A 16301-nucleotide genomic window follows, 5' to 3' on the forward strand; every position below is an offset into this window, starting at 1 on the left:
CTCCCCGTCCGGTCTCGTCCTCCGGTCGGACCACCGGGGTCGCGAGGTGCGGGAGGATGGGCGTCATGACCACGAACCCCGACGGGCACGGCGCGGCGCCGGCTGCCGACCCGTTCGACCTGCACGACGTCGCCTGGACCGCGGTCTCGCCGCGCCTGACGACGGCCCGGCTGGTGGTCCTCGGGATCTGGGCGGTCGTGCTGCTGGTCCCGACGGTGCTGGTCGCGGCCCTGGTCGGCGTCGCGTGGGTCTGGGTGGTGCCCGGTGTCCTCGCCGTGGTGCTCGCCTGGGCGGGTCTGCTGGTGCCGCGGCAGGTCCGCGCGCTGCGGTACGCCGAGCGTGCCGACGACCTGCTGATCCGCCGCGGCATCATGCTGCGCCAGCTCGTCGTCGTCCCCTACGGCCGCATGCAGTACGTCGACGTGAGCTCGGGGCCCCTGGCGCGCCGGTTCGGCATCGCCACCGTGCAGCTGCACACCGCCGCGCCCGGCACCGACGCCACCATCCCGGGCCTCCCGCCGACCGAGGCGGCGCGGCTGCGCGACCGGCTCGCGTCGCGCGGTGAGGCTCGGCTGGCGGGACTGTGAGCACCGCCCTGCGGCCCGTGCCCGACGCCGCGGGCGAGGAGGGGTACGACTGGCGCCGCCTGCACCCCGTGACGCCCGCGCTGCGCGGGTGGAAGGCGCTGGTGGCGTTCGTCGCGGTCGTCGGGTACCAGATGTCCGACTCGCTGCGCGGCGTGGCCGACGCCCTGGGCCCGGGACGGGCCTGGCTGATCGTGGTCGGCGTCATCGTCCTCGTGGGTGTCGTGGGCTTCGTGTACTCCGCGCTCGCGTGGCGCGTCATGCGGTACGCGGTCACGGACGAGGCGGTGCACCTGCGCACGGGCCTGCTGTTCCGGCAGCAGCGCCAGGCGCGGCTCGACCGGCTGCAGGCCGTCGACGTCGTGCAGCCGCTGCTGGCCCGGCTGCTCGGCCTGGCCCAGCTCAACCTCGAGGTCGCGGGCGGGACGGGTTCCGCCGTGCAGCTGGCGTTCCTGCGGGAGTCCGAGGCCACCGCGCTGCGCACGCAGATCCTCGCGCTCGCGGCCGGGCTGGGCCCGCGGCGGGCGCCCGCGGCCGGTGACCCGGACGTCGCGACGGCCGGCCTCCCGCCGGACGGGACGGCGCCCGACGCACCGGGCACCGTCACCGCCCCGGCGGCGCCGCTCTACGAGGCGGCGCCCGAGCGGCAGGTGTACGAGCTGCCGATGCCGCGGCTCATCGGGTCCATCCTGCGCTCGGTGCCGCCGTGGTTCCTGCTCGTCGTCGTGGTCGGGGTCGTCGTCGGCAGCATCCTCTCCGGCGACGTCGGCGGCATGTTCGTCCTCGTGCCGGCCGTGGTCGGCGCGGGCGGGTACGTGTGGGGCCGCATCAACACCGGCGCCACGTTCCGCGCCGCGGTGTCCCCGGACGGCATCCGGCTGCGCCACGGACTGACCGAGACGCGCACGCAGACCGTCCCGCCGGGGCGCGTGCAGGCCGTGTCGATCAGCCAGGGCCCGCTGTGGCGGGGGGCGGACTGGTGGAAGGTCGAGATCAACGTCGCCGGCTACGGCGCGGAGTCCGCGACGGAGTCCGTGCTGCACCCCGTGGCGACGCGCGCCGAGGCGGCGGTGGCGCTGTGGCTGGTGCTGCCGGACCTCGGTGTCGACGACCCGCGGGCCGTGCTCGACGCCGCGCTGGGCGGCGTCGACGAGGACGGCGGCTTCACCGCTGCCCCGTACCGCGCGCGCTGGGTCGACCCGCTGAGCCGGCGCCGGCACGGCGTGCTCGTGACCCGCACGGCGCTGCTCATGCGCTCGGGGCGGTGGTGGCGCACCGTGGTCGTCGTGCCGCACGAGCGGACCCAGAGCCTGGCGCTGCGGCAGGGGCCGCTGCAGCGGCGGCTGGCGCTCGCGTCGTTCGTCGCGCACTCCACGCCCGGGCCGGTGACGCCGACCGTCGAGCACCTCGACCAGCACGTCGCCGCGGCGCTCCTCGAGGAGCAGTCGCGCCGGGCGCGCGAGGCACGTGCCGTCGCCGGGCCGGAGCTGTGGATGCGGACCGCGGAGGCGGACCTCGGTGCCGCCGGCCACGTCGCCGGCGCGCACCCGCCGCGGGACGCGGACGTGCCCCCGGGTGCGGCTGCGCAGCCGTCGGAGCCGCGACCGTGACGGCCGACCCCGCCTCCCGGCCCGGTCGTCTCGGCGTCGGTGTGGTCGGCGCCGGCCGCGTCGGCGCCGTCCTCGGCAGCGCGCTGCGCGGCGCCGGGCACCCCGTCGTCGGCGTGTCCGCGGTCTCCGACGCCTCGCGCGAGCGGGCGTCCACGCTGCTGCCGGGCGTCCCGGTGCTCGAGGTGCCGGAGGTCGTGCGTCGCGCCGAGCTCGTGCTGCTCGCCGTCCCCGACGACGCGCTGGGCGACCTGGTGCAGGGCCTGGCGGACACCGGCGCGTGGCAGGCCGGGCAGATCGTCGTGCACACGTCGGGGCGGTACGGGACGGCGGTCCTGGCCCCCGCCCGCGCCGCCGGGGTCATCCCGCTCGCGCTGCACCCCGCGATGACGTTCACGGGGACGTCGCTCGATCTGTCCCGCGTGGTGGGGTGCGCGTTCGCCGTGACGGCGCCCGCGCCCGTCCTGCCGATCGGCCAGGCGCTCGTCGTCGAGATCGGCGGGGAGCCGGTCGTCGTCGACGAGGACCTGCGCCCGCTGTACCACGCGGGTCTCGCGCACGGGTCGAACCACCTGGTCGTGCTGGTCGCGCAGGCCGCGCAGGCGCTGCGCGCGGCGGGCGTCGGCGAGCCGGGGCGTGTGCTGCGTCCGCTGCTGGAGGCGACGCTCGACGGTGCGCTGCGCGCCGAGGACGCCGCGGGTGACGGGGGAGCCGGTGCCATCGCCGCGCTGACCGGTCCCGTGCGGCGCGGCGACGCCGGCACGGTCCGCGACCACGTCGCGGTCCTCACGGCGCTGGGCGCGGCCAGCGGCGCGGTCGACGTGCCGACCGGGTACGGTGCCCTGTCCCGCGCCGCGGCGGCCCGGGCGCTGAGCGCCGGGCTCGTGGGCCCGGACGCCGCCCAGCGGGTGCTCGACGCGCTCGCGGGCATCAACCCGGCCCCGCCCGTGTTGCAGCAGGACGACGACCCCGGACCACCGCCGGGCCCCGACGGCCCCGCAGGGCCGGCAGACGACAGCGGCCACCCGCCGCAGGAGGACGCATGAGCACCACCCACCCCGCCCTGGTGCGCGACCGTGAGGGTCTGGCCGCGGCGCTCGCCGCGCAGGACGCCACGACGCTGCCCCGCCCGGAGGCGGACACCGCACGTCGGCCGTACCGCCGCGCCGTCGTCATGACGATGGGCGCGCTGCACGCCGGGCACCTGGCCCTCGTGGAGCACGCGCGGTCGCTGGCCGACGTCGTCGTGGTGACGATCTTCGTCAACCCCCTGCAGTTCGGCCCGACCGAGGACCTGGCGCGCTACCCGCGGGACCTGGAGGGCGACCTGGCGCTGCTGTCGGGCCCCGGGCTGCTGCGCCCCCAGGACGTGGTGTTCGCGCCGTCGGTCGACGTCGTCTACCCGGACGGCGACCCGACGGTGCGCGTGAGCGCGGGTCGCGTCGGCGAGGTGCTGGAGGGGGAGTCGCGCCCGGGGCACCTCGACGGCGTGCTGACGGTCGTGCTCAAGCTGCTGCACCTGACGCGTCCCGACGTCGCCGTCTTCGGCCAGAAGGACGCGCAGCAGGTCGTCGCCGTCCGGCGCATGGTGGAGGACCTCGACGTGCCGGTCGACGTGGCCGTGCACGCGACCGTGCGCGAGGACGACGGCCTCGCGCGGTCGAGCCGCAACGCGTACCTCTCGGCCGAGGAGCGCGAGCGCGCCCTGGGCCTGTCGGCGGCGCTGGCCGCCGGGCGCCGCGCCGCGGACGGGGGGCAGGGCCCCGACGAGGTCGCCGCGGCCGCCCGTGCCGTGCTCGACGAGCGGTTGTCCGACGACGACGCGGTGGACTACGTGGCGCTCGTCGACGCCGCGACGTTCGCGCCGGCCGACGCCCGCACCCGCGACGCGCTGCTGCTGCTGGCCGCGCGGGTGGGGAGCACGCGGCTGATCGACAACGCCCCGCTGACGCTGCGCACCGGCCTCGCCGGCGCGGGCCGGGGCTCCGGCGCGGCGGGCCGCGCGACCGGGGGTGCCGCATGACGTCGCTGCAGCGCACGATGATGACCGGCAAGGTGCACCGTGCGACGGTCACCGCCGCCGACCTGCACTACGTCGGCTCCATCACGATCGACGCCGACCTGCTCGCCGCGGCGGACGTCCTGCCCGGCCAGCAGGTCGACGTCGTCGACGTGACCAACGGCGCGCGCCTGACCACCTACGCGATCGCGGGCGAGCCCGGCGGCGGTCAGGTCTGCGTCAACGGCGCCGCGGCGCACCTCGTGCACCCGGGCGACGTCGTCATCGTCATCGCGTACGGGACCATGTCCGACGCCGAGGCGCGCACGTACACCCCGCACGTCGTGCTCGTCGACGCGGACAACCGCATCGTCGACACGGGCGACGACCCGGGCCAGGTGCCAGAGGAGTGGACGGCGCAGACCGGCCTCGTCGCGTCGGGCCTGCCGCTGGCGCGTGGCCGGGAGGCGGTCGACGGCGCTGCGGGCTGACCCTGCCGCGCTAGTGTCCGCTGCGTGCTCGTGACGCCCGACCTGCCGTCCGTCCGCCTCGCCACGCGTCTGGCGGCGCCGGACCCGGGCTGGACCGTCCAGGCGGACGCGGTCGTGGTGGGCTCCGGGATCGCGGGCCTGACGGCGGCGCTCGAGCTGCGCTCGCGGGTGGGCCGGGTGCTGCTGGTCACCAAGGGGCTGCTGTCGTCCGGGTCGACGGTGTGGGCGCAGGGCGGGGTCGCCGCGGCGCTCCACCCGGAGGACTCCCCGGCGGCGCACCTGCAGGACACGCTCGTCGCGGGCGTCGGGCTGTGCGACCCGCGCGCGGTCGAGACGCTGGTCACCGAAGGGCCCCGCCGGGTGCGCGAGCTGGTGGCCCGCGGTGCGGTGTTCGACACCACGCCGGACGGTGCGATCAGCCTGACGCGCGAGGGCGGGCACCTGACGGACCGCATCGCGCACGCGGGCGGCGACGCGACGGGTGCCGAGATCTCCCGTGCCCTGGTGGCGCAGATCGAGGCCGTGCGCGACGACCCGGGCATCGAGGTCATCGAGCACGCACTGGTGCTCGACGTGCTGACCGGCCCGCCAGGGCCCGACGGTGCACCCGGTGCCGTCGCGGGGGTGACGCTGCACGTCATCGGCGAGGGGTCACGCGACGGCGTCGGCGCGGCGCTGGCGCCGGCGGTGGTGCTGGCCACCGGGGGCATCGGCCAGGTGTACCGCTCGTCGACCAACCCGGCGCAGGCGACGGGCGACGGCATCGCCGCGGCCCTGCGCGCCGGCGCCGTGCTGGGGGACCTCGAGTTCGTGCAGTTCCACCCGACGGTGCTGTGGCTGGGCGCGGGCGTGAAGGGCCAGCTGACCCTGGTCAGCGAGGCGGTGCGGGGCGAGGGTGCGCTGCTGCTCGACACCGACGGCGTGCGGTTCATGCCGGACGTGCACCCGCTGGCCGAGCTCGCGCCGCGGGACGTCGTCGCGCACGCGATCGTGCGACGCACGGCCGCGACCGGCTCGGACCACGTGTGGCTCGATGCGCGCCACCTGGGGCCCGACTTCTTCCGTCGGCGCTTCCCGACGATCCACGAGCGCCTGGTGGAGCACGGCATCGACCCGGCCACCGACCTGGTGCCGGTGGCGCCGGCGCAGCACTACCACTCGGGCGGCGTGGTCACGGACCTCGACGGGCGGTCGTCGCTGACCGGCCTGTACGCGGTGGGGGAGGTGGCGTGCACGGGCGTGCACGGCGCCAACCGGCTGGCGTCGAACTCGCTGCTGGAGGGCCTGGTGTTCGCGCACCGCGCGGCGCGGGACGTCGCGGCGCGCATCGACGGCGGGTTCCTGCCGCGCGTCGAGCCGGTCCCGCGCCCGGGGGCCGAGGCGCTGGTCGCGGCGGCGTCGCGCGCGCGGGTGCAGCGTGCCGCGACCGACGGTCCGGGCGTGCTGCGCTCGGGCGAGGGGCTGCGGCGGGCGCTGGCCACGCTGGCGGCGATCCCGGCGGACGCGCACGAGCGTCGCCACGACGGCCGGCGCCTGGGCGAGCCCCAGCTCGCGGAGTGGGAGACGACGAACGTGCACCAGGTGGCGACCGTGCTGGCGCTCGCGGCGCTGGTCCGCGAGGAGTCCCGGGGCGGGCACGCGCGGGCGGACCATCCCTCGACGGTGGACGGCTGGCGGCAGCGGCTCTGGGTGAAGTCCGTACCGGACGGAAGCGTGCAGACCGGGCGTACCCCCGTCGGATAGTCCGATGACCACGCTCCCAGGCCGAAACTTTCCATCGGTGGACACGCATCTGAACGGGTGACCAGGTCTGTCGGCCGGCGTGCCCCGCTCCCACACTGAGCGCCTGCGCCCCATGTTCCGGGCGTGCCGCGGTTGCGCAAGGGAGCGTCATGCGAAGCAGACCGCGCCGAAAGGCGTTCGAAAGTATCGGTGTCACGGCGGCTGTCGCCGCTCTCGTCGTCGCGCCCATGATCGGCACGTCCCTGTCCTCGGCGAGTGCCGCCGCGCCACCCGTGGTGGTCGTCTCGGCGAACTTCGACGACGGCACGCTGGGTCAGCTGCAGCAGAGCGGCAACCCGACGTTCGAGTACGTCGCGGAGGGCGCGGGGCGCGCGCTGAGCGTCTCGGGCCGCGTGAACAGCTGGGACGGGGTGTCCAGCGCCGAGGGGGTGTTCGAGGCGGGCACGGAGTACACGCTCAGCGCCCGCGTCCGGCTCCCCGCGGGCTCGGCGCCCACGACGGCGCACTTCACCGGGTTCAACGGAGTGGCGAACCCCGACGGTGTCTACACCTGGGTGGGCGACACCCCGGTCACGGCGGACGCCTGGACCACGGTCACCGGGACGTACACGCTGCCGGCCGGCTCGGTGCCGGCGAAGTCGAAGGTCACCCTGGAGGTCGGTGGCGCGGCTCCGTGGCCGGCCTTCCTCCTCGACGACGTGCTCGTGACGCGCGCGGCACCGACGCCGCCACCAACGACGACGGTCGTCTCGGCGAACTTCGACGACGGCACGCTGGGTCAGCTGCAGCAGAGCGGCAACCCGACGTTCGAGTACGTCGCGGAGGGCGCGGGGCGCGCGCTGAGCGTCTCGGGCCGCGTGAACAGCTGGGACGGGGTGTCCAGCGCCGAGGGGGTGCTCGAGGCGGGCACGGAGTACACGCTCAGCGCCCGCGTCCGGCTCCCCGCGGGCTCGGCGCCCACGACGGCGCACTTCACCGGGTTCAACGGAGTGGCGAACCCCGACGGTGTCTACACCTGGGTGGGCGACACCCCGGTCACGGCCGACGCCTGGACCACGGTCACCGGGACGTACACGCTGCCGGCCGGCTCGGTGCCGGCGAAGTCGAAGGTCACCCTGGAGGTCGGTGGCGCGGCTCCGTGGCCGGCCTTCCTCCTCGACGACGTCGTGGTCAGCCGCCCCGGGAGCAGCCCCGGTGACGGCTGGGCCCCGGACCTCACGGGCTTCGTGCCCGGTGGTGCGGTGAGCCCGACGGCGTCGCCCGTCACCACGGCACGCACGGTCGAGGGCGCGACGCGCACCGCCGCGCTGACGTTCGACGACGGCCCCGACGGCGCCCACACGGACGGGCTGCTCGACTTCCTCGCGGCCAACGACGTCCAGGCCACGTTCTGCGTCATCGGCCAGAACGTGAAGGCGTCCGGCGGCGCAGCCCTCCTGCGGCGGATCGTGTCCGAGGGGCACGCGGTGTGCAACCACGGCACGGGCTACGCCGACATGGGCGGGTGGACCAAGGCCCAGGTCGAGGCCGACCTCCGGGAGAACCTCGCGACCATCCGCACGGCGCTCGGTGACCCGACGGCCAAGGTGCCGTACTTCCGCGCCCCCAACGGGTCGTGGGGCCAGACGGCGGCCGTGGCCGTCGCGCTGGGCATGCAGCCCCTCGCCGTCACGAACACGATCGAGGACTGGTCGACGCAGGACGAGGCGACCCTGACCGCGAACCTGCGCGCCGCCATGAAGGACGGCCAGGTCGTCCTGGTCCACGACGGTGGCGGTGACCGCGCCGCCTCGGTGGCGGCCACGCGCACGGTCGTCGCCGAGCGCCTCGCGGCCGGCTGGACGTTCACGCTGCCCACCGGTGGTGCGGACGGCTCGTACGTCCCGTCCCGCAGCATCGACGCGGACTTCGAGGACGGCACGTCGCAGGGCTGGTCCGGCCGCGACGTCGGCAACGGCCCGCCCACGGTCGAGATCGTCGAGCCGGGTCACGCGTCGAGGTACGCCGCGCGCATCTCGGACCGTGCCGGACACGGCGAGGGCCTGATCGCGGACGTCACCGGCATCTTCGAGGGCGGCGCCACGTACGACTTCTCGGCGTGGATCAAGTTCGAGGAGGGCGGCACCCCCGGTGACGTCTCCCTGACGGCCGACGTGGACAGCTCGTACCCGAACCTGGTGCAGCTGACGGGCATGGCGAACGACTGGGTGCAGGTCTCCGGGACGTTCGCGATGCCGCCGTACACGACCAGTGCGCGGCTGTACTTCGAGACCCACTACGCCGGTGGCAACACGTCGACCTTCCTGGTCGACGACATCACCTTCACCCAGCGGCCGGACCCGGTGATCCAGAAGGACCTGCCGGCGCTGTTCGACTCGGTGGACGTGCCGCTCGGCGTGGCCGTCGACGCCCGGGAGACCCAGCGGTCGGCGGCGGAGCTGCTCAACCAGCACTTCGAGCAGGTCACCGCCGAGAACTCGATGAAGCCGGAGAACTGGTACAACGGCCGCACGTTCGCGCCGAACGCGCAGACCGAGGCCATGATGGACTACGCCGTCGCCAACGACCTGCGGGTCTACGGGCACGTGCTCGTGTGGCACGCGCAGACGCCGGCCTGGTTCTTCCAGGACGAGGCGAGCCAGCCTCTGCCGGTGAACGCCGCGAGCGCCGAGATCGTCCGGCAGCGCATGGAGACCCACATCGAGAACGTCGCGAAGTGGATCCACGACGAGTACGGCGCCTTCGGCTCGCCGACCAACCCGGTCGTCGGCTGGGACGTCGTCAACGAGGTGATCTCCGACGGGAGCACCCCCGACGGCATGCGTGAGAGCCCTTGGCACACGTACCTCGGCGAGGAGTTCGTCGACCGTGCGTTCGAGTACGCGGACAAGTACGTCAACGACGCGTACCACGCCGGCGGCGAGGCGCCTCGGATCGCGCTGTTCATCAACGACTACAACAGCGAGCTGACGAGCAAGCAGGACCGGTACTACCGACTGGTGACCGACCTCATCGAGCGCGGTGTGCCGATCGACGGCGTGGGCCACCAGTTCCACGTCTCGCTCTCGCTGCCGGTGTCGTTGCTCGACGGCGCCCTGGCCCGGTTCTCCGGTCTGGGTCTGCAGCAGGCCGTGACGGAGTTCGACGTCACCGCAGGTGCCACGACGGACGAGGAGCTGCGCCACGCGCTGTTCATCGAGCAGGGCTACTACTACCGCGACGCGTTCAAGGTGTTCCAGAAGTACGAGGAGCAGATGTTCTCGATCACGGTGTGGGGTCTGTACGACGCGCGGTCGTGGCGCAACGCCGACGGTGGTCCGCTGCCGTTCGACGAGGGCATGCAGGCCAAGCCGGCCTACTACGGCATCGTCGACGCCGAGCTGCCGGCACGGGTCCGCACCGCTCACGCGTTCGCGGGTGACGTGGCCCTCGACGCCGACGCGACGTCGGACGTCGCGTGGCAGCAGCTCCCGCTCACGTTGGTGGACGGTGAGGTCGCCGGGTTCCAGGCACGGTGGAGCACGGACCACCTCACGGTGTTCGTGGCCGCGCAGGACGGGTACGACACGGTCGAGATCCAGGTGGGCGACAAGGAGTACGTGATCGCACGTGACTCGTCCGGGACCGACCGGGTCGTCACCGACACCGCCGACGGGTGGGCCGCGGTGGTCCGCCTGCCGGTGACGGTGGAGCAGGGCGACGTCGTCGACTTCGACCTGCGGGCGGTCGAGGGCGACACGGTGGCCGGCTGGAACACGCCGGGTCACCTCGGTGAGCTGCGGCTCGTCGAGCCGCTGTCGACGGTCGCGGTCGCGAAGGCGGCGTCCGCGCCGGCCCTCGACGGCGAGGTGGACGCGGTCTGGCAGCAGGCGGCGACGGTGTCGACGGGCAAGCAGGTCGTCGGCACGGCCGGTGCGGCGGCGACGGTCCGGACCCTGTGGCAGGACAACAGGCTGTTCGTCCTGGCCGACGTGGTCGACCCGACCGTGGACGCCGAGGACGCGTTCGAGATCTTCCTCGACGCGGGGAACTTCAAGAACGTCACGTACCGGTACGACGACCTGCATGTCGGCATCGACCGCTCGGGCACGGTGGCGGTGCTCCGGGGTGACCAGGGCTTCCACGCCAACCGCGTCGAGTCGGAGGTGGTGAGGACGGCGACCGGGTACCGCGTGGAGGCCTCCTTCGACATGCTCGACCAGTACGTCGGCCTGGGCACCTTCCACGGCCTGGACTTCCAGGTCACCGACGCCGTCGACGGCGAGCAGGTCGCGGCGGCCACATGGGCCGACCCGATCGGCACGGGCGACGAGTCGACGCAGCGGTGGGGTGTGGCACAGCTCGTGGCCGCACCGACGCCGCCGACCGAGGGCGTGAAGCCCGAGCTGTGGCTCTCGTCGTCGTCCGTCAAGCCCGGCGGTGCGGTGAAGGTCGACCTGACCGGGTTCATGCCGGGTGACACGGTGACGATCGCACTGGGCAACGGTGTGACGGCCGCGGGTGGCCTCGGTGGCGTGGGTGCCGCAGCGGTGGCGCCCGCGGGGACGACGGCGCTCGGCTCGGTGGTCGTCGCGGCTGACGGCACGGCGGCGCTGACGGTGACCGTCCCGCTCCGGACGGTGGCGGGCACGTACCTCGTGGTCGCGGCGGTCGAGGGCGAGGTCGTCGCCGAGGGTGCGCTCACCGTCCTGGCGGCCGCCCCGGCCGCCCCGGACGCGGCGGCGGGTCGTGGCGCGCTGGCGACCACGGGCACGGGCGTCGCACCGGGCCTGCTGGGCCTGCTGGCGCTGCTGACGGGCAGCGTGCTGGTCGTCGTGCACCACCGGCTCCGCCCGGGGTCGGGGGTCCACCGCGCACCGAGGCGCTGACCCGGCGCCACCGCGATACCGAGCCCCACCGGCCGGCCCTCCCCGGCCGGCCGGTGGGGCTCCTTCGTGCGCGGCGGGCACCGCCCGCGACGGGCGCGATACTTTTCGACGGCGGTGTCGGCGGTGTGTCAGGTGCACCCGTCCGGTGTCTGGTCGGATGCCCAGTTTGCGGCGTACGGTGGGGTGGCGAGTTCGGACTTCTGTGCGCAAGGGAGCGTCAATGCGTCGAACCAGGCACCCCCGGGTGCTCGAAACTATCGGGATCGGTGCGACGGCGGTCGCCCTCGTCGCGACGTCCCTCGTGGTCGCCGGCGGTGCCGCCGGCGCCGTGGAGCCCGAGACCGTCCTCGGCCTGGACTTCGACGACGAGTCGATCGGCACGTGGACACCCAGCGGCGACGGCGTCAGCCTGGGCTACGTCGACGTCGACGCCGACGGCGGCAAGGCGCTGGAGGTCGCGGACCGGTCCGCCGACTACTTCGGCATCACGTCGCCCGAGGTCACGTACGAGGCGGGTGTCACCTACACGTTCTCGATGCGCGCACGCCTGCCCGAGGGTGCGGCCGGCACCAGCGCCATCCGCTTCGTGGTCGACCAGGACTACACCTGGATCGGCGACACGCCGATCGACGCCGACGGCTGGAGCACCGTCTCCGGGACGTACACCCCGACCGAGGACGTGACCCGCAAGGTCTACCTCGGCACGGCGGACCTGGTGACCGGCACGTCTCCCGAGCCCACGTCGTACACCTACCTCGTCGACGACGTCGAGGTCACGCGCGCGGCCGCCGGCGGCGAGGACGTCACCGTCCTGAGCAGCGACTTCGAGTCCGGCGTCGCGCCGTGGGTCGGGCGCGGCACGGCGACCGTCGAGCGCACCACGGACGCCGCGCACGGCGGCGAGGGCGCCATGCTCGTCAGCGGCCGGACGGACACCTGGCACGGTGCGGCCACGCCCATCGCGTCCCTGCTGCCGGCGGGCTCGACGTCCACCGTCTCCGCGTGGGTCAGGCTGGCAGCGGGCCAGGAGGCCGACACGATCAAGATGACGGTCGCCGAGGTCCCCGAGGCGTACACGCAGGTCGCGCCCGCGGTGGAGGTGACGGACCAGGAGTGGGTCCAGCTCACCGGCACGTACACGCGCGGTGACGCCGTGACCGGCGGTGACCTGTACCTCGAGGCCGCCGGTGCGACGACGAGCTTCCTCGTCGACGACGTGGTCATCACCAGCCGGACGCCGACGGACGACTGGGAGCCCGACCTCGACGGCTTCGTGCCGGGTGGTGCGGTGAACCCGACCAGCACCCCGGTCGTCGCCGCACGCGGCACCGGTGACGTCGCCGCGCTGACGTTCGACGACGGCCCGAACGGCGAGGACACGGCCGAGCTGCTGGACTTCCTCGCGGAGAACGACCTGCCCGCGACGTTCTGCGTCATCGGCTCGCAGGTCACCGCGCCCGGTGGCGCGGACATGCTGCGCCGGATCGTCTCCGAGGGCCACACGCTGTGCAACCACAGCACCGGCTGGGCCGACATGGGCGCCATGACCAAGGCGCAGGTCGAGACCGACCTCAAGGCCAACCTCGCGATCATCCGCGAGGCGCTCGGCGACCCGGACGCGAAGGTCCCGTACTTCCGCGCGCCCAACGGCTCGTGGGGCCAGACCATCCCGGTCGCCGTCGCGCTCGGCATGCAGCCGCTCGCCGTGACCAACACGATCTCGGACTGGGAGACCCAGGACGAGGCGGTCCTGACCGCCAACCTGCGCGCCGCGATGCAGCCGGGCCGCATCGTGCTGGTGCACGACGGCGGCGGGGACCGCGCCGCCTCGGTGGCGGCCACGCGCACGGTGGTCACCGAGCGCCTCGCCGACGGCTGGACGTTCACGCTGCCGCAGGGCGGCGCCGACGACGCGGGCACCAACCTCACCTTCGACTTCGAGGACGGCACGCTGCAGGGCTGGGAGCCGCGCGCCACCGAGGACGGCGCCGCCACGGTCGCCGTGGTCGAGGGCGGGCACGACTCGACGTACGCCGCGCAGGTGTCCGACCGCGTGCACCAGGGCCAGGGCCTGCAGTACGACGTCACCGGGCTGCTGGCCGCGGGGACGACGTACGAGTTCGAGGCGTGGGTCCGGTTCGCGGGAACGCCGGGTGACATGACGCTCAGCGTGCGCACGGAGGCCGGCGGGACGAGCACCTACGGCAACCTGGTCACGATCACCGGGGTCACCGAGGAGTGGACCCGCGTCACCGGCAGGTTCTCCCTGCCGGCGTACGAGACGGCCGCCGAGGTGTACTTCGAGACCGCGTGGGACAGCGGCAACCCGGGCAACACGTCGACCTTCCTCGTCGACGACGTCGTGTTCCGCACGCCGCCGCCCGCGACGATCGAGGACATCACGCCGCTCAAGGACACCGTGCCGTTCCCGATGGGCGTCGCGATCGACAGCCGCGAGACCCAGGGCGACCCGGGCACGCTCACGCAGCGGCACTTCAACCAGATCACGGCCGAGAACCACATGAAGCCCGAGGCCTGGTACGACGCCGAGGGCGCCTTCCGGATCCACCCCGAGGCGACGGCCCTGATGGACTCGGCCGCGGCCCACGACATGCGGGTCTACGGCCACGTGCTCGTGTGGCACAGCCAGACGCCGGAGTGGTTCTTCCAGGACGACGCCGGGCAGCCGCTGACGGCGGACGACGCCGGTCAGGCCGTGCTGCGTGAGCGTCTGCGCACGCACATCTTCGACATCGCCGGGAACCTCGCGGGCACCTACGGCCCGTTCGGGTCGGACACGAACCCGCTCGTGGCGTGGGACGTCGTCAACGAGGTCGTGTCCGACGGGGCCGAGAACCCCGACGGCCTGCGGCGCTCCGAGTGGTTCCGCATCCTCGGCGAGGACTTCATCGACCTCGCGTTCCAGTTCGCCGACGAGGCGTTCAACGAGGAGTACGCCGCGCCCGGCACCGACCGTCCGGTGGCGCTGTTCATCAACGACTACAACACCGAGCAGTCCGGCAAGCAGGACCGCTACTACGCGCTGGTCGAGCGGCTGCTCGCCCGCGGGGTGCCGGTCGACGGCGTGGGCCACCAGTTCCACGTCAGCCTGTCGCTCCCGGTCTCCGCGCTGGAGGCCGCCATCACGAGGTTCGAGGCGCTCGACGTGGTCCAGGCCGTCACCGAGCTCGACGTCGCCACCGGCACCCCGGTGACCGACGCCAAGCTCATCGACCAGGGCTACTTCTACCGCGACGCGTTCGACATCTTCCGGTCGCACGCCGACTCGCTGTTCTCGGTGACCGTGTGGGGCCTCAACGACGGCCGCAGCTGGGTCAACGACAACGGCGCACCGCTGCTGTTCAACGACGACCTGCAGGCCAAGCCCGCGTACTACGGCGCGGCCGACCAGGACCTGCCGGACCGCGTCCGCACCGCCACCGTGTTCGGCGGCCAGGTCGCGCTCGACGAGGACGCCACGTCCGCCGTCGAGTGGCAGCAGCTCCGCCTGCACGACGTCGGCGAGGCCGGTGCCTTCCAGCTGCGCTGGACCGCGGACACGCTCACGGTGCTCGTGGACGTCGAGGGCGACGCCGATGCCGTCGAGGTGCAGGTGGGCGACACCACGTTCACCTACGCCCGTGACGGGTCGGGCGACGTCGACGGCGTCGACGCCGACCGGACGGGCGGCTGGCGTGCCGTCGTGCACGTGCCGCTGGACGGGGCGGCGGTCGGCGGCACGCTGCCGTTCGACCTGCGGATCGTCGACGGTGACGACGTCACGGGGTGGGCGAACGCCGGCGCGACCGGCACGCTGACCCTCGTCGAGGAGCTGTCCTACCTCGAGGTCGGGCAGGCGACGGCGGCACCCACGGTCGACGGTGACGTCGACGACGTGTGGGCCGACGCGGAGGCGGTGACGTCGGCCAAGCAGGTGTCCGGCACGGGCACGGCCGTCGGCGAGTTCCGGACCCTGTGGTCGGACGACACGCTGTACGTGCTCGCCGAGATCGCCGACCCGGACATCGACGTCACGGGATCCGACCCGTGGATCCAGGACTCCGTGGAGATCTACGTCGACGCGGGCAACTACAAGAACGGCGCGTACCGGGCCGAGGACACGCAGATCCGCATCTCGGCGGAGAACGTGGTCTCGTTCGGTACCGGGGACGAGGCGGCGCAGCGCGCACGCGTCGAGTCGGCGACCACGCGCACCGACGAGGGCTACCTCGTCGAGCTCTCGGTCGACCTGCTCGACGAGGGTGGGCTCGGCACCTTCCACGGCCTGGACTTCCAGGTCAACGACGCGTCGGCCGGTGCCCGCCTGGGCATCACCAACTGGGCGGACCCCACGGGCCTCGGCTACCAGTCGAACGCCCGGTGGGGCGTCGGGCAGCTCGTGGCCGCCGAGCCGCCGTCCGGCCCGGCCACGGGGGTGCCGGCCAGGCCGCTGCTCTCGCACGACAACTGGGACGGCGACGGCTCGTTCACGGTGAGGTCGTCGGTGTGGTGGGGGCAGAACGCCCACACCCTGACCCTCCTCGAGAACGGCACGCCGATCGCCACGCAGCGCGTCGTCGACGCGACCCCGGGCGCCCAGACCGCGACCTTCGAGGTCACGGGCCGGGCCAACGGCTCCTACTCCTACGAGGTCGTCGCGACCAACCAGCACGGCGAGACGACGAGCCGGCCCCTGGTGGTGCGGGTCGTCGCCGCGAACCCGGGGATGCCCGTGGTCGTGCACGACAACTGGGACGGCAACGGGACCTACACCGTCTCGATGCACATGTGGTGGGGCACCAACGCCGACACGTACAGGCTCTACGAGAACGGTGTCCTGGTCGACACCCAGACGCTGACGCCGAACGGTCGCCACCCGCAGCACGCGGGGACGCGGATCACCGGCCGCGCCAAGGGGATCTACAGGTACACCGTGGAGCTGTCCAACGCGGCGGGCACCACCACGAGCCGCCTGGCGCTCCCGGTGGTCGTCTGGCGATGACCTCCCT

At 73.9% G+C, this 16301-nt stretch carries 8 protein-coding genes; all 8 read left to right on the forward strand.

Annotated features, from left to right (window positions below; translation table 11 throughout):
• Window positions 1-65 precede the first annotated feature (65 nt).
• The 8 genes from NP075_RS03210 (at window position 66) to NP075_RS03245 (ending at window position 16294) form a co-directional block, all read left to right on the forward strand.
• A complete protein-coding gene (locus NP075_RS03210) occupies window positions 66-587 on the forward strand; it encodes a PH domain-containing protein (RefSeq protein ID WP_227566458.1) in 522 nt (173 codons plus the stop codon).
• Window positions 584-2194 carry a PH domain-containing protein gene (locus NP075_RS03215; RefSeq protein ID WP_227566459.1) on the forward strand — a complete coding sequence of 537 codons (1611 nt, stop codon included), beginning with the start codon at window positions 584-586 and terminating at the stop codon, window positions 2192-2194. Before NP075_RS03210 ends, NP075_RS03215 begins: the two co-directional genes overlap by 4 nt.
• The gene (locus tag NP075_RS03220) at window positions 2191-3237 is read left to right on the forward strand and encodes a Rossmann-like and DUF2520 domain-containing protein (protein WP_227566460.1); all 1047 of its coding nucleotides are present in this window, start codon (window positions 2191-2193) and stop codon (window positions 3235-3237) included. The genes NP075_RS03215 and NP075_RS03220 overlap by 4 nt, the downstream gene beginning before the upstream one ends.
• Complete coding sequence (panC, locus tag NP075_RS03225) at window positions 3234-4214, forward strand: pantoate--beta-alanine ligase (protein ID WP_227566461.1); 981 nt, start codon at window positions 3234-3236, stop codon at window positions 4212-4214. The genes NP075_RS03220 and panC overlap by 4 nt, the downstream gene beginning before the upstream one ends.
• Window positions 4211-4681: an aspartate 1-decarboxylase gene (panD, locus tag NP075_RS03230; protein WP_227566462.1), complete on the forward strand. Its 471-nt coding sequence runs from the start codon at window positions 4211-4213 to the stop codon at window positions 4679-4681. Before panC ends, panD begins: the two co-directional genes overlap by 4 nt.
• Before the next feature lie 24 nt (window positions 4682-4705).
• On the forward strand, window positions 4706-6424 hold the full coding sequence (locus NP075_RS03235) for an L-aspartate oxidase (RefSeq protein WP_227566463.1): 1719 nt from the start codon (window positions 4706-4708) through the stop codon (window positions 6422-6424).
• A 227-nt stretch (window positions 6425-6651) separates the two neighbouring features.
• Window positions 6652-11292 (forward strand): endo-1,4-beta-xylanase, encoded by a 4641-nt coding sequence (locus tag NP075_RS03240; RefSeq protein WP_227566464.1) that lies wholly within the window; start codon window positions 6652-6654, stop codon window positions 11290-11292.
• A 220-nt stretch (window positions 11293-11512) separates the two neighbouring features.
• Window positions 11513-16294, forward strand: a complete 4782-nt coding sequence (locus NP075_RS03245) for an endo-1,4-beta-xylanase (protein WP_227566465.1) — start codon at window positions 11513-11515, stop codon at window positions 16292-16294.
• The last annotated feature ends 7 nt before the right edge of the window (window positions 16295-16301 follow it).

It is taken from the genome of Cellulomonas wangsupingiae (genome assembly GCF_024508275.1).
GTDB classification, from domain to species: Bacteria; Actinomycetota; Actinomycetes; order Actinomycetales; family Cellulomonadaceae; genus Cellulomonas; species Cellulomonas wangsupingiae.